General features: G+C 40.7%; 2 protein-coding genes. Both read right to left on the bottom strand.

Annotation, left to right across the window (positions count from 1 at the left end):
• Window positions 1–375 precede the first annotated feature (375 nt).
• Window positions 376–15,282, bottom strand: coding sequence for a non-ribosomal peptide synthetase (locus tag NSQ08_RS29025; protein ID WP_340780542.1), 14,907 nt, complete (start codon window positions 15,280–15,282; stop codon window positions 376–378).
• Window positions 15,279–21,749, bottom strand: coding sequence for an amino acid adenylation domain-containing protein (locus NSQ08_RS29020; protein WP_340780541.1), 6,471 nt, complete (start codon window positions 21,747–21,749; stop codon window positions 15,279–15,281). Before NSQ08_RS29020 ends, NSQ08_RS29025 begins: the two co-directional genes overlap by 4 nt.
• Between the last annotated feature and the right edge of the window lies 1 nt (window position 21,750).

Below are 21,750 nucleotides of genomic sequence, written 5' to 3'. Positions count from 1 at the left end.
GGCTTCCTATGTATACGTTATAGAAATCAATTTCATTTTCTAACTTGCATCTATTCAAGTGCAAATATAATAGAAAAGGTGCATATTAACATATCAATGAAAATATACACCTTTCCTCAGCAATATCATCAAAGCATTCGCTTCTGGTACAAAAACTTCAGATAATTTACAGCATACTATGAACAACTCATATATGTTTCTATGTCCCTATCAAGCAATTTTTCATTAGCCCCTTAAAAAGTAATGCTCTTTATACATAATCTCCTACACTTGATGTGCAGTTATTGGACTGCTCTCTTTATTTACACTACTACTCACAAATAACGACTTTAATAATAACAATGTTCGTTTATAAAGTTGCCTATTTTGTGCTCTCTACTTTTCCGTTAGTGAAAGGGACGTCTCTTTTATTCCTTCTAATTCATTTAGTAGATACTTAGCTAACTTTTCAACTGCGGGGGAAGCTACTATTTCTTCGTGTGATCCAGGTACCGAATACATATTCACTCTTCCTTTTAATAAAGGCTTCCAATCCGTAAACAATTCTTTACCTTCCTCAGCACTAAAGTAAATGACTTCCCCAAAATATGGTGTTAAATCATGCTCTGCCATTAAATTCAGACATTTCCTGTGGGCATTGATAATTTGCTTCAAATTCGTAAGATTTGCATCAGGCGGGAGCACTCCTTCCACAATTAATTGCTCAACAAGCATGTCCTGTTGATGAACAAGCTCTTCTTCCTGATCCACTAACTCTATATTGATGAAATGCTCCAATATATAAGATAGCATTTCATCTTCTGTCTTGTAATCCCGTTCTGAAGGCACCTTGGTATCCAATAGTACCAACACCTCAACTTCTTCTCCCTGGTTCCGTAGCATAGTTGCGATTTCATAGGCGATGGCACCGCCCAGAGACCATCCTCCCAGACGATACGGCCCCTCTGGCTGAGCCCGCTTCATTTCCTCGATGTAGAGTTGAACTACTTCCGATAAAATCAACCCGTTCATTCCTTCTTTCTCTACGAGAGGATTCTGTAGACCATAAAATGAGCAGTGATCCTTGAGTAACCTTGCTAGCTGAATGTAACAGAGTACATTACCCATAAACGGGTGAACACAGAAGAAAGGTCTTTTCTCTGATTCTTGTAATGGAACCAGAACCGATAATGATTCTTCCATACGATGATTCTCACGGATGAGACAAGCGATTCCTTCCACTGTCGGATTCTTAATTAGTGCGGGCACCTTAATCTCTTTTCCAAATTTCTCTCTGACCTTTGAAATCAATTTGATTACAAGGAGAGAGTGACCTCCTATATTGAAGAAATCATCGTTTACATGGATATCTTCTAACTGTAGCAAACCCTGCCAGATTGTAATCAGCTGATACTCGATTTCATCCCGTGGGATGATTGGTGTAGAAAAGGTACTTTCTCTTTGAATCGTTAAGCTGTTCAGTGCCTTTCGATCAACCTTCCCATTTGTTGTAAGGGGAATCGCATCAACCTCAATAAAGTGTGCAGGAATCATATAATTCGGTACTTGACTCTTGAGATGCTCACGCCATTCATGCATACTTCCTTTACCCACCACATAGGCAGCCAATCTCTGATCTCCTGGTTGGTCCTCTCTTATCAAGACTACCGCCTCTTTCACCGATGGATGACTCTCTAAATTCGCTTCAATCTCTCCAAGCTCAATCCGGAATCCTCGAATTTTCACTTGATTATCGATTCTTCCCAGATAATCCAAATGGCCATCAGCTAAATAACGGACTAGATCTCCCGTCCGGTATAACCGTTCTCCTTCATTAAATGGATGTGGAATAAAACGTTCTAACGTTAACTCTGGACGATTCAAGTATCCTCTCGCTAGGCCTGCTCCACCGATATAAAGTTCACCCGTTACACCAACTGGAACAGGTAACAACTTCTCATCCAATACATAGGCTTGAACATTTGGCAACGGACGCCCAATGGTTACTCTCTTACTATCTTTTTTGATACGATAGCATGTCGCATCAACCGTACATTCCGTAGGACCATATACATTATAAAAATGGATATGGTCATTCTCTACTAGTTGTTCCCACAGTGATGGCATAATCGCTTCTCCACCGACCAGTACCTTGCTTGGAACATGAACACTATCGTTTGTTTCTAACAACCCCTCATCTATGAGTAATTGGAGTAGTGAAGGTGTTATATCGAACATTTCCAACTTATTCTCCCGAATATAAGATATAAACTGTTGAGGATCACTGCGAACTTCTGTTGAAATAATATACAAACTAGAACCATACAAAAGCATTTGTAATTGTTTAACGGATGAATCAAAGGCGATTGAGGCATTTAGACCAACGCGCATGTTATCATGTGCCCGATGTGAAAAAACCTCTTTCTGTAAACCATAGGATAGATTTAATACCGAATGATGCTGCACCATAACCCCTTTTGGATTCCCGGTCGAACCTGAAGTGTAGATAACATACGCCAAGTTTTCTCCTGTTACTTTACATATTGGTGAAAGAGTGTTTTCTTGCGAAATCATTGCTTGATCTCGGTCCAAACAAACTGTTTCAACTTCTTCAGGCATCCAACCTTGTGATACTTCGTTCGTAACCAATATTTGAATTCCTGTGTCCTCCAGAATATATCGTAGGTGACTTTCTGGATACGATGGATCCAGCGGAACATAGGCTGATCCAGCTTTCAAGATTCCCATGAGACCGACAATCATCTCAACTGAACGTTGGAAACAAAGCCCGACCAATGACTCCGTCCCAATCCCCATTTTCTGAAGATAATGGGCCAATTGGTTTGCTTTCTCATTCAGCTCTCGATACGTCAACCGCTGATTTTCATCCACCACTGCCACCGCATCAGGTGTACGATCCACTTGATCTTCAAAAAGTTTGTGGATCACACTTTCACGTGGATACGCTGCTGCATTATCATTCCATTCTTCCAGTAGTTGTTTCTGTTCTATTTCCGTAACATACACCAGCTCCGACAGAGTTTGATCAACGTTCTCGATCATTTGCTTTAACACCTGGCTTAAATGCCCCAGCATCCGTTCAATAGTGAGACCATTAAACTTGCTACGATCATACTTCAACTTTAACAACAACTGGCTTTCTGGGACAACTGTCAATCCTAATGGATAATGAGTTTGCTCTACTCCTTCTAACCCACCAATTTCTAGATTTCCTGAGGACTCCTCTTTCACTGGGTAGTTTTCAAACACATACAAGCTATGGAACAGCGGGGTTCCTCTAGGAACTTCACTCCATCCTTGAATCTCTGTCAAAGAAGCATATTCATATTGTCTTCTTTCTATCTCTTCCTCTTGTATCTTCTGCAACCAATCCATTATTTTTATATTATCTATCAACTGAATTCGCGTCGGTGATGTGGTAATAAAAGGACCTACAATGTTTTCAACATCAATAATCTCCGTAGGGCGTCCTGAGCTAGTTACACCATAGACAATTTCATCTTCTCCACTATACCGGCTCATGAGATACGCCCACGCACCTTGAATTACTGTATTCAAAGTGAGTCTATTGCGCTTCGCCCAGTTTTGTAACGCTTGGGTTTGCTCTTCTGATAAATAAGTTACCTTCTCTGTGTAACCTTTTTCTTGCTCTTTACTTTCTAAGCCCAGCAGGGTTGGAGCTGTAAAACCTTTAAGTTTCTCTCTCCAGAATTGCTCCGCCTGCTCCTGATTCTGTTCTCTTAGCCATTGAATATATTTCTTGTATGGCGATGAATTAGGTAAATGCACGGCTTCTCCATTCATTCTCTTCTGGTACACTGTAAGCAATTCGTTAAAGACCAGTGGTAGGCTCCATCCATCCAACAGAATATGGTGATGTGTCCAAACAATCCGATATTCTTCCTCACCTTCTTGAATGACAGTCACCCGCATCAATGGCGCTTTATCAAAAAGAAAGGCTTGTTTTCGATCCAATGCCAAAAAGGCTTTTCTTTTCTCTTCTTTTTCTTCAGCAGTCAGCGTACGCCAATCTTCTACATTCACCTTAAATGGAACACTCTCATACACCACTTGTAAAGGCTCTTCAACTTCATCCCAAAGGAAAGCTGAGCGGAAAATTTCATGCCGCTGAATTACCGATTTCCACGCCTGTTCGAAAGTAGCAATATCCAATTCTCCTCTAATCATGAAACTTAATTGCACTATATACGGCGCTACATGTTCCTCCCCTTGGTCATGCAATGTATGGAAAATCATTCCTTCTTGCAAAGGCGATAGTGGATATAAATCGGTAATCGGATAATTATTTCCACGATTCATCTTGGTTAATACTTTTGTCAAACTGGCTTGGTCAAGATTAGCCATCACAAAATCTGAAACGGTCAGTGCAGATTCTCCATCCGCAGATTGAATCAATTTACTTAGTTGATGGAGCATATTCTCTGCAATACTTTGAATCGTTGATTTCGCATATTGTCCTACATTGTATACCCAAGTGAACTGAAGTTTCCCATCCGTTACCATTCCAATTACATCAATTAAATGCAATCGCTTGGAACCAGAAGCATGATCTAATCGCTTAAATCCGTTCTCTGGAATAAGTATTGCATCGTCAGAAAACATTTGGTCAAATTGTCCAAGATAGTTAAAACTAATAGACGGTGTATGTTGAGACCCCCATTGCTCACACATTGTTGTGTTCAGATACCGCAAAATTCCATGGTCAACACCCTTATTAGGAATTTTACGCACTTGTTCTTTAACTGCTTTTAATGCTGCAATTGGCGTGTCGGCACCGGTAATATTTAAGTGAACAGGATAAATACTTGTAAACCACCCCACGGTTCTAGATAGGTCAACGTCTTCGATAATCTCTTCCCGACCATGCCCCTCCAAATCCACGGTCAGCGTCGGATGACCTGTCCATGCTGCCGTAGCCTGTACCAATGCTGTCAATAGTACTTCATTGATTTGGACACGATGAGTGCTTGAAATCTCTTTCAATAACGTACGGGTCTCTTTCTCATCCAGCACCACGGTAATCTCCTCGTTTCCTGTGTTTTCTGGAACTTCGAGGGTGGTATCCACTGGTAGCATAGCCACTTCTTGTTCGGATTGCTGCTCCCAGTAATCACGCACTTCTTGCACAATCCCAGCTTCAGCGTAATGATGCAATTTCTCCGACCACGCTTTAAAGGATGTACTCTTTGTAGGTAATTGGATCATCTGATCCTTGCTCGCTTGATTATACGCCGTTTGCAGATCCTCCAGTAAAATCCGCCAAGAAACACCATCCACTGCTAAGTGATGAATCACCCAGAATAATCGGCCGGCCCTTTTCTCACCTTCATCAAAATACACCATTCTCATTAGCGGTCCTGCGTGTAAGTGCAAGCTTGCTTGTGCAGCGTCAATCTCCGTTTGAATCACTTGATGCCATTCTGCTTGTGGCACTTCGTCTAATGAAATAACGGTCAGCGTCGATTGTTTTTCGATCCCTTCGTTCCGCTGTTTCCAAGCTCCATTCGGTAACCGTTCATATCTTAAACGCAAAGCATCATGATGGATTAGAAGGGTACTCACAGCTTTTTCCAGTAATACTATATCCAGTCGCTCTTTTGTTCTAAAAAACATGGATTGATTCCAATGGTGTGGGTTTGGATGATCTTGTGCAAAAAACCATTGCTGGATTGGTGTAAGGATCAGTTCTCCAGTTACAACTCCCTGCTCTGCTTGTACACCCCGTTCTTCATTGACTACTTGCGCCAACTCGGCAATCGTTTGGTGTTCAAACATTTGCTTTGGCGTCAATTGCAAACCTGCTTGCTTCGCACGAGAGACAATCTGAATGCTGAGAATTGAGTCTCCACCAATTTCAAAGAAGTTATCATGGATTCCCACCTTTTTAATCCCTAATACTTGCTTCCAAATGGTGGCCAGTGTTTCTTCGTTACCATTCCGCGTGGCAACACATTCACTTTCGATTTTCCTCTCCTCTGGTACAGGTAAGGCCTCACGATCAACTTTTCCGTTAGCAGTTAGTGGAATGGCTTCCATCATCACAAATCCTGAAGGAACCATATGGCTTGGTAGTTCCGCCTTGAGATAATCTCTCCACTCACCTACATTCCCGTCACCCACGACATATGCCACCAACCGTTTATCACCCGGCTGATCTTCTCGAACAATTACAACAGCCTCTTTTATGGAGACATGTGCGTTTAAAGCAGATTCAATTTCTCCGAGCTCAATTCGGAAACCACGGATTTTCACCTGGTGATCAATCCGCCCAAGATAATCCAGATTTCCATCAGGTAAGTATCTCGCTAAGTCTCCTGTCCGATATAATCGCGCTCCTGGGTCACTACTGAATGGATGAGGAATGAAACGCTCTGCAGTCAATTCGGGTCTGTTTAAATATCCACGTGCAAGTCCTGCTCCACCAATATATAGTTCGCCAGCTACGCCAATAGGCACAGGTTGTTGACAAGTGTCTAGTACATACACTTCTAAATCTGGAATCTGTTTTCCTATATTACTTCTTGAAGCATGCTGCACATCATCTTGAGTAATTGGATAATACGTAACATGAACGGTAGTTTCTGTAATTCCATACATATTAATTAACTGTGGTTCCTGCTCTCCATACCTTTGAAACCATGGTACCAAGCTGGTAGGATCGAGTGCTTCCCCACCAAATATGACATAGCGCAGATGCAAGTCTTTCTTCTCATCTTCTTGTTCACACACTTGTATCAATTGTCGAAATGCGGATGGTGTCTGATTAAGAACCGTAACCTTTTCCTTTACTAACAGTTGATAGAAATCCTTGGGCGATCGACTAATCCAGTAAGGAACAACAATCAATCTTCCGCCATGGAGTAATGCCCCCCAAATCTCCCATACCGAGAAGTCAAACGCATAAGAATGGAAAAGCGTCCAAGTATCTTTTTCATCAAACTGATACCAACATTCCGTCGATTTAAATAAACGAATCACATTGTGATGCTCTACCATAACTCCCTTCGGATTCCCTGTTGATCCCGAAGTATAGATTACATACGCCAAGTTTTCTCCTGTCACTTCACATATTGGTGAAAGGGTGCTTTCTCGCGAAATCATCGCTTTATCCCGATCCAAACAAACTGTTTTGATTTCTTCAGTTATCCAACCTTCTAATGCTTCGTTCGTGACCAATACTTGAATCCCTGTGTCCTCCAGAATATATCGTAGGCGACTTTCTGGATACGATGGATCCAACGGGACATAGGCTGCCCCAGCTTTCAAGATCCCCATGAGACCGACAATCATCTCAACTGAACGCTGGAAGCAGAGACCAACCAATGACTCGCTCCCAATCCCACATTTCTGGAGATAATGTGCCAATTGGTTTGCTTTTTCATTCAGCTCTCGATAGGTTAACTGCTGTTTTTCATCTACCACTGCCACCGCGTCAGGTGTACGATTTACTTGCTCTTCATACAGCTGATGAATCCCAAATTCCTGTGGATATGCTACAGCATTATTATTCCACTCTTCTAACTGTTTTTGCTGTAATCCTGACAGTATCGGCAACTTAGCTAATGATTTATCAGGATGTTCCACGATTAAATTCAACCAGTTTCCAAAATTCTCGGCTATGGATTCAATAGTTAAACTGTCAAATAAATCAGTCCTATAAACAAAAGTAAGCAATAAGCCCTCTTCCACTTCTGCGGCAGTTAAACTTAAATCAAATTTGGCGATTGAAGCGTGGCTGTCCACTACTTCTATACTTCGTCCATGTAGCTGTGGTAGCTCTTGTCCCGTATTTTGCAAAGTAAACATGGTTTGGAAAATCGGAGAATAACTTGTACTTCGTTCAGGTTGAATAACCTCCACAATTTTCTCAAACGGAACATCTTGGTACTCATATGCCTTCAATGCTTTTATCCGCACTTGAGACAACAACTCTTGAAATGCCGGTGCGCCACTTAAATCAGCTCGATAAACCAACGTGTTGACAAAGAAACCAATCAACCCTTCAATTTCTCGATAATTTCGATTCGCAATTGGGCTTCCAACAAGAATATCTGATTGTCCTGTATAACGGGCAAGGAAACTTTGATACGATGCCAATAAGGTCATGAAAAGCGTGGCCCCTTCTTGACGACTAAGTTCGTTTAATTTATCCAGTAATGAGCGTGACAACAACACATTATGAGTTAATCCATGGTGGGTTTGCACCGGAGGTCGGGGACGATCCATCGGCAACATTAAGACTGGTAACTCACCAGACAGTTCTTCCTTCCAATATGCAAGCTGTTGGTTTAGTACTTCATCTATCAACCATTCTCTTTGCCACTGAGCAAAATCGGCATATTGAACTGGTAGTGGTACAAGGTCTGCTGGTTTTTCACCAATCGCCTCCTCATAAAATGCCATCCATTCTTGGAGCAAGATTTCCATCGACCATCCATCCGAGATAATATGATGCATATTACACAGAAGAACCCATTCTTCTTCTGAAATTTTCACGATTTGTCCACGGAACAATGGCCCTTGCTCTAAGTCAAATGGGGATTCGACTTCAGTTTGAATCCATTGCTCCACTTCTCTTTCTCTCTCTTCTGGAGAAATCTTAGTTAAGTCAATTTGTGGAAGGGAACGGAAAGTATACGGTTGAATCTTCTGCACAGGATGACCGTCCACTTCATGAAATACTGTCCGCAATGATTCATGACGCTCTATCAACTGATTCCATCCCACCTCCAATGCTTCTAGTAACCAATTTCCTGTAAGACGGCATACCATCGGCATATTATAAATTGCACTATTAGGTGTAAATTGATCGATAAACCATAAGCGCTGTTGAGCATAAGAAAGTGGAATGGCATTTCCTCGTTCCATCGGCATCAATGGTGGAATTTCTCGTTTTTTGCCTCCCTTACGTAACTGATCTAATCGCTTCGCCAGTGCCTCGACCGTTGAATATTCGAACAGTTCACGTACCGGTAATTTGATTTGAAAGACTTCTTGCAAGCGTGAGACCACTTGTGTAGCAAGTAGAGAATGACCACCAAGTTCAAAGAAAGAATCCTGAACACCTATATTTTCTATTCCTAGCACTTGACTCCACACTGAAGCGATAAGTTCTTCTAGCGGAGTTCGTGCGTGAACGGTATTTTCCGTAGATAATTTGCTAGGTATTGGCAATGCCTTTAAATCAAGTTTTCCATTCGGTGTAAGTGGTAAAAATTCCATCTCAATAAAGTTTGTTGGGACCATATAATTTGGTAAATGTGTTTGTAGATGCTCTCGCCATTCTTGGACACTTCCTTCACCAACTACATAAGCTACTAATCTCTTGTCGCCTGGATCATCCTCTCGTACCAATACAACCGCTTCTTTCACAGAAGAATGTGCCTGCAAGACTGCTTCTATTTCTCCCAATTCAATCCGGAAACCACGAATTTTCACTTGGTCATCTATACGACCATGGAACTGGAGAGCACCATCAGAAAGATAACTTGCTTTGTCTCCGGTGTAATAGAGACGTTCTCCTGACTTGAATGGATGCGAAATAAATTTTTCCTTTGTAAGGTCCGGACGATTAGCATATCCACGAGCAAGACTCTTCCCTCCAATATAGAGATCTCCAATCACACCACTTGGTACTAGCTGAAGATGAGAATCTAACACATAAACTTCTGTATTCGCAATCGGTCGACCAATCGATGGCGTACCTGTTGTCACTCCTACAGGTACATAACAATCCGTGGTAACAACGGTATTTTCCGATGGACCATACTGATTGATTACCGCAAAAGGAATATCGTTAGATGGATACTGCGTTAATTGATCCCCGCCGGTAATGATAAAACGAAGATCCGTTTTACCTGGCCAAGATAATTTCAAGAGTCTTTCCAGAATAGGCGTAGGTGCAAAACTAGCTGTTATTCGCGAATCAATGAGCCAGTCTCTTAGTGCTTCTGGATTAATTCTCAGTTCCTCTGTTGACAAGTAGAGTGCTGCACCAGCAGTTAGATACGGCCAAATCTCCTGAACAGCCGAATCAAAAGCAATCCCTGCAATCTGAGTCGCACGATCCTCTGCTGTAATACGATAAACTTCTTGATGCCAAGAAACCATATTCATTAATGAGCGATATTCAATCATGACACCCTTTGGCTTTCCTGTAGAACCAGAGGTATAGACAATGTAAGCTAAGTTCTCTGGATTTATCTGCCGTGTAGGTGCGATTACGCTTTCCACTGTTAACTCTTCTAACCTCACCATTTCGACCTGTTCGAAAAGGCCTTCTTGTCCTTCCGCCGTCACTACAAATTGAATTCCTGCATCTTCAATCATGTATTCTAACCTTGATTTTGGATACAACGGATCTAAAACGACATAAGCTCCACCAGCTTTTAATATGCCTAGTAAACTTACCATGAGCTCAGCCGACCTCGGAAGATAAACTCCCACGACTGACTCTGGAGCAACTCCTTTTCGCTGTAAAACATTTGCCAACTGATTTGCTTGTGCATCAAGTTCACCGTAAGTCCAATCTTTTGTTTGATCAACTACCGCAATCGCTTCAGGACGCTTTGCTACTTGTTCCTCAAATCTGTCGCAAATAAGACCCTGTGGGGGCATTTCCATTACAGTGTCATTCCATGTTTCTAATAACAAAGTACGCTCAGGTTCCGATAGCATGCTCAGACTATGCAACGGATTTTGCGGGTAATGGGAAACTTCGTGTAGCCATTTCTCAAAGTGCCCTGCCATCCGTTCAATAGTTGTGGCATTGAATAAATCCTTATTGTATTCAAAAGTAAAACGTACTCCCTCTTCCGTCTCAGCTACCATTACACTTAAATCAAACTTTGCGATTGGACTATGGCTTTCTATCATTTCAATACTTCTACCAGATAACACCGGGAACTCTTGTTTCATATTTTGCAAGATGAACATAGTCTGGAAGATTGGCGAATGACTTGTACTCCGCTCTGGTTGTACAACTTCTACAATTTTTTCAAAAGGGATATCTTGATATTCATACGCCTTCAATGCCTTTTGACGAACCTGAGACAGAACATCCTGAAATGTCGGTCTACCACTCAGATTAGCCCGATAAACCAACGTGTTGACAAAGAAACCAATAAGTCCTTCAATTTCTCTATAATTTCGATTAGCAATTGGACTTCCGACCAGAATATCTTCTTGTCCCGTATAACGTGATAGAAAACTTTGATATGCAGCCAACAGCGTCATGAAGAGTGTAGCCCCTTCTTGGCGACTAAATTCGTTCAATTTGTCATGTAGCGCGCTTGGCAGAACCAGAGTGTATGTCGACCCGTCATGAGTTTGTATTGCGGGACGCGGGCGATCCATAGGAAGTTGGAGTACAGGAAGCTCCCCAGACAATTCTTCCTTCCAATATTGGAGTTGTTGATCAAGCACTTCCGCCTTCAACCATCCTTTTTGCCACTGAGCGAAGTCGGCATACTGAACCGGTAATGGTTCAAGTTCTGCTACCTTTCCATCCGTAGTTTTCTCATAGAATGCCATCCATTCTTCAAGTAGGACTCCCATTGACCATCCATCTGAAATGATATGATGTAGAGTACAAAGGAGAATCCATTCTTCCTCTCCCACTTGCAAAATACTTGTCCTGATCAGTGGACCCTCGCCTAAATCAAATGGCACTTCTGTTTCTTGTTGAATCAAACGTTTAACTTCTTCTTCTCGGTCTTCTGGAGAAAACATAGTTAAATCCGTTTTCGGAATTAATCGAAAAGCATACGGTTCAATTTGCTGTACGGGTTGACCGTTCACTTCATGAAAGACCGTCCGCAATGATTCATGACGCTCTATTAGCTGATTCCATCCCGTTTCCAATGCCTCAGGTAGCCAACTCCCTGTAAGGCGGCATACTATTGGCATATTGTAAAGTGCACTATTAGGTGTAAATTGATCGATAAACCATAAGCGCTGTTGGGCATAAGATAGTGGAATAGTTTCCCCTCGTTCCATCGGCATTAGTGGCGGAATATCTCGTTTTCTATCTCCTTTACGTAACTGATCTAATCGCTTTGCCAGTGACTCCACCGTTGCATACTCAAATAGTTCGCGTACCGGTAATTCGATTTGAAAGATTTCTTGTAAGCGTGACACTACTTGAGTAGCTAGTAGCGAGTGACCACCGATTTCAAAAAAAGAATCCTGAACACTAATATTTCTTATACCTAATACTTTACTCCATACAGAAACGATGAGCTCCTCCACTGGTGTTCTTGATGAAGTAATATCTTCACTTATGAACTGTGCCTCCAATTCCAGTAAAGCTTTCCGATCCACCTTACCATTTGGAGTGAGTGGCATCGATTCAACTTGGAAAAAGTATGCCGGAACCATATAATTTGGCAATTGCTTCTTCAGATATTCACGCCACTCTCCAGTATCCCCTTCACCCACTACATAAGCTACTAACTGCTTATCTCCTGGTCGATCTTCCTTCACCAACACGACAGCCTCTTTTACAGATGAGTGATCATGTAAAGCTGCTTCGATTTCTCCCAGTTCAATTCGGAATCCTCTGATTTTGACTTGGTTATCTATTCTTCCAATATACTCCAAGTTACGATCATTCATATATCTCACCAGGTCACCCGTTCGATATAATCGTTCCCCTTCCTTAAAGGGATGCGGAATAAAACGTTCAGTAGTTAACTCTGGTCGATTGAAGTAGCCACGTGCCAAGCCTACTCCTCCAAGGTAAAGTTCCCCCGCCACACCAATCGGTACCACCTGTTGATATTGATCCAACACATACAACTCTGTATTATCAATTGGACGACCAATTGGAATAAGCATAGGTTCTTTTTCTAAATCACAATCATAATAAGTCACATCCACAGTCGCTTCGGTAGGGCCATACAAGTTAATTAACTTTGTTTGCTGAACATCGTAAAATACCCCCTTAAACCGGCGAACCTGTTCAGTATTTAATGCTTCTCCACTAGTAAAAACCTGATTTAAAGACGATACATCCCTTTTCGAATTATATTGTTCCATATAATCCAAGAAAGTAGATAACATCGACGGAACAAAGTGCATGGTGGTCGCACGATATCGTTCGATATACTCCTCAATCACCGCAGGATCTTTCTCTCCTCCTGGTTGAAGCAAACAAACACGTGCTCCTACAAATGACCACCAAAATAATTCCCAGACAGAAACATCAAATGAAAACGGTGTCTTTTGTAGGATTGTATCCTCCTCAGATAATGGATACTTTTTCTGCATCCACTGTAGGCGGTTGATAACCGAATGATGTTCAATCATTACTCCCTTCGGATTTCCCGTCGAACCCGAAGTGTATATGATATAGGCTAAGTTATTTGCTGTTACTCCACTCACCGGAGCCAAATTACTCTCTTTAGAAATCATTACTTGATCCCGGTCTAAACAAATTGCTTGAATATCTTTAGGTAACCAGTCCTGTAGTGCCTCTTTTGTTAACAGCACTTGAATTTGTGAATTCTCTAAAATGTATCTCAGGCGGTTTTCGGGATAACTTGGATCCAGTGGGACATAAGCCCCACCTGCTTTCAAAATCCCAAAGAGACCAATAATCATTTCAGGAGAACGTTCAACACATATACCGACCAATGATTCAGGTCCTATACCTCGTTTTTGTAGATAATGTGCCAATTGATTCGATTTTTCATTGAGTTCTTGATACGTTAGCTTTCCACCCTCATAAACTACCGCCACTGCATCAGGTGTACGTGCAACTTGCTGCTCAAATAGCTCATGAATCATACACTCATGACCATAAACTACGTCAGTATCATTCCATTCTTCTAGGAGTTGTTTCTGCTCTGTGTCCGATAACATTGACAGCTTTGTATATGATTCATCTGGATGATACGCGATTTCATTTAACCAGTTCTCAAAATGGCCTGCCATACGTGCAACGGTACTACTATCAAATAAATCCGTGTTGTATTCAAATGAGACAAATAGGCCTTCTTCCACTTCGTAGGCAGTTAAACTCAGATCAAATTTTACAATAGACATATTACTTTCTACCATTTCGATACTTCTACCAGACAAATCTAGTCGTTCTTGTTTTATATTCTGTAGTGTAAACATGGTCTGAAAGATAGGAGAATGACTCATACTTCGTTCAGGTTGTACAGCTTCTACCACTTTTTCAAATGGTATATCTTGATATTCGTAAGCTTTTAACGCCTTTTTCTTTGTTTGGTTCAAAATCTCCCGAAAAGTAGGGGTGCCACTCAAATCTGATCGGTAAACCAACGTATTAACAAAGAAACCGATTAATCCTTCTACTCCCTTATGATTCCGATTTGCAATCGGACTTCCGACTAGAATATCTTTTTGCCCCGTATAACGAGCAAGAAAGCTCTGGTATGCAGCCATTAAAGTCATAAATAAGGTAGATCCTTCTTGTCGACTTATATCCTTTAATTGATTGAGTAATCTATAAGGAAAAATCACGTGATGCGTATCCCCAGCGTAAGTTTGCGTAACCGGTCGAGGTCGGTCCACTGGCAGTTGTAATATAGGAAGCTCCCCAGACAATTCTTCCTCCCAATACGTAAGTTGACGATTTAACACATCACCTTGCAACCACTCCTTTTGCCACTTCGCAAAGTCTGCATATTGAATGGATAGTGAACTTAATTTAGCAGGATTCCCGCCCGTTTCTTCTTCATAGAAAGTAAGTAATTCATTCATGAGTATACCGATGGACCAAGCATCAGAAATAATATGATGCATCGTACATAGTAATAACCATTCATCCTTTCCTAATTGAACAAGCTGATTACGAATTAAAGGGCCATTCATTAAATCAAATGGTTCTTGCGCTTCTCTCGCAATTAAACTATCTACCTCTTTTTCTTTTACTTCTAGAGGAAGTTGCGAGTAATCCCTTACAGGTAATGCTCTAGGAAGGAATTCGACAATTTGTTGTACAGGTTGTTCTCCTACTTCTTTAAAAACGGTTCGTAATGATTCATGACGTTCAATGATTCGATTGAATCCCTTTTCTAATGCTTCAGGAATCCAATTTCCTTTTAGATGCCATACCGTTGGAATATTATATAAAGAACTGTTTGGGTTAAATCTGTCCATAAACCACAAACGTTGTTGTGCATAAGACAACGGAAGTGCTTCTTTATTCTCCTTTTTTTGCATTTGCTTCTGAAGCCAAGCTCTTTTCTCAGGAGAAAGTGAACTCAGCTTTGCATGTAAATCACTTCTCATTTTTTTACCCCTTCCTCAACTAAATTACTCTCGAATATTCCTTGTGCTTCTTCCTCTGATAGCTCTTCTAATTGCTTAAGTAGTTCAAGTAATTCTTCATCATTACTCACTTCTGCTTCTTTTTGAATATAGTCTTGAAGACTTACATTCTCCTTACTATCATTCTGTATTTCTTGATTTTTGTTATAGAACAATTGATCAATCCGTTTTGCCAATTGTTGCACCGTATGAAACGTAAATAGATCATGCAATGGTAACTCGATTCCAAAAGCCTCTTTAAGATTGGAAACAGCTTGTGTAGCAAGTAATGAATGCCCACCTATTTCAAAAAACGAATCCTGCACTCCAATATTTTCTACACCTAAAACTTGATGCCATATTGAAACGATTGTTTTTTCCGTAGGTGTACGGGGAGCAATATAACCCCTCACTATCTCCTGTCTCTCTGGTACTGGTAAGGCCTTCCTATCAATCTTTCCATTTGGAGTGAGTGGAAATGCATTCAATCCGACAAAATAGGCTGGAATCATGTAATTTGGTAGCTGGTCCTTGAGATAATCACGCCACTTATGAGCATCCCCATCTCCCAGAACATAGGCAATCAAACGTGGATCACCAGGATAATCTTCCCGCACCATCACAAGAACTTCGTTAACTAATGCATGCTTTTGCAATGTCGCTTCAATTTCTCCTAGTTCAATCCGGAACCCACGAATTTTTACCTGATGATCGATTCGGCAAAGATACTCCAAATTTCCATCTGGCAGATACCTTACTAGGTCTCCAGTCCGGTATACTCGCTCTCCTTCTTTAAACGGATGCGGTATAAAACGATCTTGCGTTAAGTCAGGACGGTTTAAGTATCCACGTGCTAATCCTGATCCACCAATGTAAAGCTCACCAACTACACCAATTGGAACCATTTTTTGTTCAGCACTCAGTACATATACTTCTGTATTGAAGACTGGTTTACCAATTGGTGGTACCCTATGCATGACACCCTTTTCTAATTCCATATATGTGGAATACGTAGTATCTTCGGACGGTCCATATAGGTTGTACACCTTCTCAATCGTACTTCTCTCGTATAAATCTTGAACAAGTGAATATGGTAATGGTTCTCCAGCCAAATTCATCACCTTTACCGAAGAAGGAATTGTTTTTGCTCGAACCAGTTCCTTCGCTGCCGATGGCACAGTATTGACCAAAGTCACACCCTTGGTAGACAACTTGTCTAGATGTAGAGCATTTTCAGCGACAATTACCTTACCACCCATCGTTAAGGGAACAAACACTTCAAAAACGGATAGATCAAAGGATAGAGAAGTTGAAGCCAACACTCCCGCTAAATCCCTTCGGGAATATGTGTGATGCGCCCAATGAATCATTGTTACTGTATTCCTGTGCTCAATCATTACTCCCTTTGGATTTCCAGTTGAACCTGAAGTATAGATAATATAGGCTAAGTTATCTCCCGTCGCTTCACTCGTACACACCGTAGTTGCTTCTTGTTCTATTTCTTCTCGATCACGATCAATACAAATCACGTCAACGGATTTAGGTATAACCATCTTTTGTTTTAACTTTTCCTGTGTCACCAGTACCTTTATTTGAGCGTCCTCTAAAATGTATTTCAGTCGACTTTCCGGATACGCTGGATCAATTGGGACATATGCTCCTCCTGCCTTCATAATTCCTAAGAGGCCGACAATCATCACGGATGAACGTGTAACGCAAATCCCAACCAATGATTCGCATACTACACCATTTTTCTGTAAATAATGTGCCAGTTGATTCGAGCGTTCGTCCAACTCTCGATATGTTAGTTCTTCATCTTCGCACACTACTGCAATTGCTTCTGGTGTTTTTTCCACTTGTTCTTCAAATAATGTATGAATTGTGCTTTCTCGTATATCTACAACACCTGTTTCATTCCATTCCTCTAGTAGTTGCTTATATTCCACTTTTGATAACATATTCATTTCCGATAATAAATCTTTTGGATGAGATACAATTTGATATAACCAATGTTCAAAATGACTTGCCATACGTTCAATGGTTGTATCATTAAACAAATCAGTATTATATTCAAAGGTTAGCGATAATCCTTCTTCCGTCTCAGAAGCAAATAAACTCAAATCAAATTTCGCCACAGAAGTATGACTTTCCATGAGTTCCATGTGTCTTTCAGATAGCTGAGGAAACTCTTGTTTCGTATTCTGTAAAGTAAACATGGTTTGAAATATCGGTGAATGACTTGTATTTCGTTCCGGTTTTACAGATTCTACCACTTTCTCAAATGGAATGTCCTGATACTCGTATGCTTTTAGTGCTTTTTTTCGTATCTGCGACAAAAGTTCTTGGAACGTCGGATTTCCACTGAAATCAGCTCGATAAACCAACGTATTTGCAAAGAAACCTATTAATCCTTCAATCTCTTTAACATTTCGATTTGCAATTGGGCTCCCAACCAAGATGTCGTCTTGTCCTGAATAACGAGAAAGGAAGCTTTGATACGCTGCCATCAATGTCATAAATAAAGTGGATCCTTCTTGCAGACTTAAACCTTTGAGCTTTTCCTGTAGGGAATTCGCCACCATTAAGGACTGACTCGCACCACGGTGGGTTTGAACCGCAGGTCGAGGACGATCCATCGGTAATTGTAAAACCGGTAGCTCCCCAGACAATTCTTCCTTCCAATATTGGAGGTGCTGATCCAAATTCTCTTCTTTTTGCCATTCCTTCTGCCACATGACAAAGTCTGCATATTGAATAGATAACTCCTTTAATTCCGGCGGTTTTTCGCTTAGTGCTCCTCCATAAAAAGCCATCCATTCTTCAAGTAAGATTCCCATTGACCACCCATCTGAAATAATATGATGCATCGTACAAAGGAGAACCCATTCTTCCCTGTCCACTTTCAATATTCGTGTTCGAATCAGAGGACCTTGCCCAAAATGAAATGTTTCCTCCGCTTCGTTTTGAATGAGCCGTTTCATTTCCCTTTTCCTATCTTCCAAAGAAAGGTCTGTTAGATCTGTTTGAGGGATATGTCTGAATACATGAGATTGAACCTGTTGAAAAGGTTCACCCTCTTGTTCTAGAATTATCGTCCTTAATGATTCATGACGTTCCAACAACTGATTCCATCCGGCCTCCAATGCTTCAATTGACCACTTTCCTGTTAAGCGACACGCTGCATGAATATTGTACATCGCATTATTTGGCATTAATTGGTCAATAAACCATAGGCGTTTCTGTGCATAGGAAAGTGGAATAGATTCTTCCCGCTTCATAGGTACAAGGGGTGGAACCTCTCGCTTTTTATCTTCTTTGCGCAACTGATCTACTCGTTCCGCTAATGATTCCACTGTATCGTGCTTGAACAGTTCACGTAGCGGGATTTTAATCTGGAACAATTCTTGTAATCGAGAGACGATTTGAGTAGCGAGCAGTGAGTGTCCACCCTGTTCAAAGAAGGAATCCTGAATACCGATATTTTCTATTCCTAACACTTGACTCCAAACAGAGGCAATAAGCTCTTCCGTTGGTGTCCGAGGTAAAACATTAAAATCTCCCATAGGTTGCTCATCAGGTGCTGGCAAAGCTTTTCGATCAATTTTTCCATTCGGAGTAAGCGGAAACTGTTCTAACTCTACAAGATGCGCTGGAATCATATGATTCGGCAATTGATTTTGTAGATACTCTCGCCACTTTTGAGTATTTCCGTCGCTTATTACATATGCAACCAATCGCTGATCACCCGGGCGATCTTCCCTAACTAATACGACAGCCTCTTTAATAAACGAATACTTTTCTAAAGTCGCTTCAATTTCTCCAAGCTCAATCCGAAAGCCACGCATCTTAACTTGATGGTCCATTCTCCCTATAAATTCTAAATTCCCATCAGTTAGATATCTTACTGAATCTCCTGTTCGATATAGTTGTTCTCCCAATCGAAATGGATGCGAAACGAATTTTTCGGCAGTGAGATTCGGACGATTTAAGTATCCACGAGCTAAACCGGCACCACCAATATATAACTCACCCTCTATCCCTATTGATTGCAAGCGTTGATTTTGGTCTAATACATATAATTGCGTGTTCTGTATCGGCTGCCCAATAGAAACAAATTCTTGATTAGGTTGAATGTCAAATGCATTTACGTAAATAGTTGCTTCAGTTGGTCCATAAAAGTTGGTTAATTTTACTTGCCCGCTCTGATTCCATTGCTGTTGAAATCGTCTAACCAGCCCTGAACTTAGTTCTTCTCCACCAGAAAATACATGACGCACGGACGAACAATTCATGTTCAATTCAATATGATTGAAGTGATCTAAGAAAACAGATAACATCGAAGGAACAAATTGAACAATAGTAACCTGATGTTTTTCAATCACTTCAGCTATTATGGAAGGATCTTTTTCTCCACCTGGAGGCAAGAAAGATACACTTGCTCCAACGTGAATACCCCAAAACAACTCCCAAACAGATACATCAAATGAGAATGGGGTTTTCTGCAAGACCACATCTTTTTCAGAAAGTGGATATTTATGTTGCATCCATTCTAGGTAATTGATTACTGAATGATGCTCAATCATCACTCCCTTTGGATTCCCTGTAGATCCTGAAGTATACATAACATACGCTAAACTTCTCCCTGTTACACCACTTATACATGGGATTGATTCTTCTTTTTCAATTGCAGTATAATCTTTATTCATACAAATCGCTTCAACATCTTCAGATATATATAAATTTTCCGAATTTTCTTCCGTCACTAGTACCTCGATTCCAGCATCCTCTAATATATAACGAAGCCGACTCTCTGGATAAGTAGGATCAAGTGGAACATACGCCCCTCCTGATTTTAGAATACCTAATAACGCTATCATCATTTGTAATGAACGTTCCATATATACCCCGACTAGAGACTCTGGACCTACACCACGCTTTTGTAAATAATGTGCTAGCTGATTTGCACGCTCATCCAACTCTCTATAAGTAATTTGTTCATTTTCGTAAATAGCTGCGATTGCTTCTGGCTTTTTTTTAACTTGATCCTCAAACACCGTATGAATCATGCCTTCAGCTGAATATTTTACTTGAGTATTATTCCATTCCTCTAGTAACTGTGTCTGTTCTTCCACTGTTAAATGAGTAATTTCAAAGAGTTTTGAATCTAGGCTCTTTGTCATCTGAATTAATATTTGCAATAAGTGACCCTGAATCCGATTTATTGTTTCTTCATTAAAATAGCCTTGATCATACATCAACTTTAAAGTAATTTTCTTACCAGGCATTACAATGAGTGTTAAAGGATAATTTGTTTGTTCCGCGCTTTTAACATCTAGTAATCTTAAATCATCATTTCTCTCACCTTGAATTGGATAATTTTCAAACACATACAAGGTATGAAATAAGGAGCTATTCCGCGGAACCTCACTCCACCCTTGAATATCAACCAATGAATTATGCTCAAATTGTCTTCGTTCCATTTCTTTCATCTGTATTTTACGAAGCCAATCTACTACTGATGTATCATCCGTTAATCGAATTCTAGTAGGTAATGTGTTAATAAATAGACCTACCATATTCTCTGCTCCTATCAAATCAGTAGGACGTCCAGAGCTAGTTACGCCAAATACGATATCACTTTCACCGCTATACCTACTCAGCAAATAGGCCCATGCACCTTGTATTAACGTATTCAATGTTAATCGACTATTTCGTACCCACTCTTGTAAATTCTCAGTGAGTTCCTCAGACACCTGATAAACACACTCTCCATAGCCCTTCTCCTGTTCTTGATCCTTTCTTTCCATCGCTAATGGCGTAGGTGCATAAAACCCCTTTAATTCTTCTGTCCAAAATTCCTCTGCTTCGCTTTGATCTTGTTTATTTATCCACTGTATATATTTTTTATAAGGAAGAGATTTAGGTAGATTCAACAATTCTCCCTTTATCATCTTGAGATAAACTTCCATCACTTCACTAAAGACCAATGACAAACTCCACCCATCTAGCAAAATATGATGATGTGTCCAAATGATTCTCGTTTCCTCTTCTGCTTCTTTAATCGCAGTGACTCTCATCAATGGTGCTTCATCCAATAAAAATCCTTTTCTACGATCTGCAGTCAAAAACTGGTGTAATTTCTTCTCCCTCTCCTCATATGAATGAGCACTCCAATCCTCTTGATGAATAGTAAAAGGAAGACGTTGGTAAACTGCTTGCAGAGGTTTTTCTACTTCCTCCCACACAAATACTGAACGTAGAGCCTCATGTCGATGAATAACATATTCCCAAGCCTTTTCAAAAGTAGCAACATCCAATTGCCCCCCGAGCAAGAAGCCTACTTGTACAATGTAGGAAAAAGAATGTTCATCATCTTGATCGTATAAAGTATGAAACAGTATTCCTTTTTGCAAAGGTGATAATCCATATATATCTATAACGTCTCCCATC

The sequence above is a fragment of the Bacillus sp. FSL E2-8887 genome (assembly GCF_038007205.1).
Lineage (GTDB): Bacteria > Bacillota > Bacilli > Bacillales > Bacillaceae_G > Bacillus_A > Bacillus_A mycoides.
This window is presented reverse-complemented; position numbering and strand designations above follow the sequence as displayed.

Bases quoted from the DNA above. Each gene is read 5' to 3' on its own strand.
- NSQ08_RS29025 (WP_340780542.1), bottom strand. From the start codon at position 15,282: ATGAGAAGTGATTTACATGCAAAGCTGAGTTCACTTTCTCCTGAGAAA.
- NSQ08_RS29020 (WP_340780541.1), bottom strand. From the start codon at position 21,749: ATGGGAGACGTTATAGATATATATGGATTATCACCTTTGCAAAAAGGA.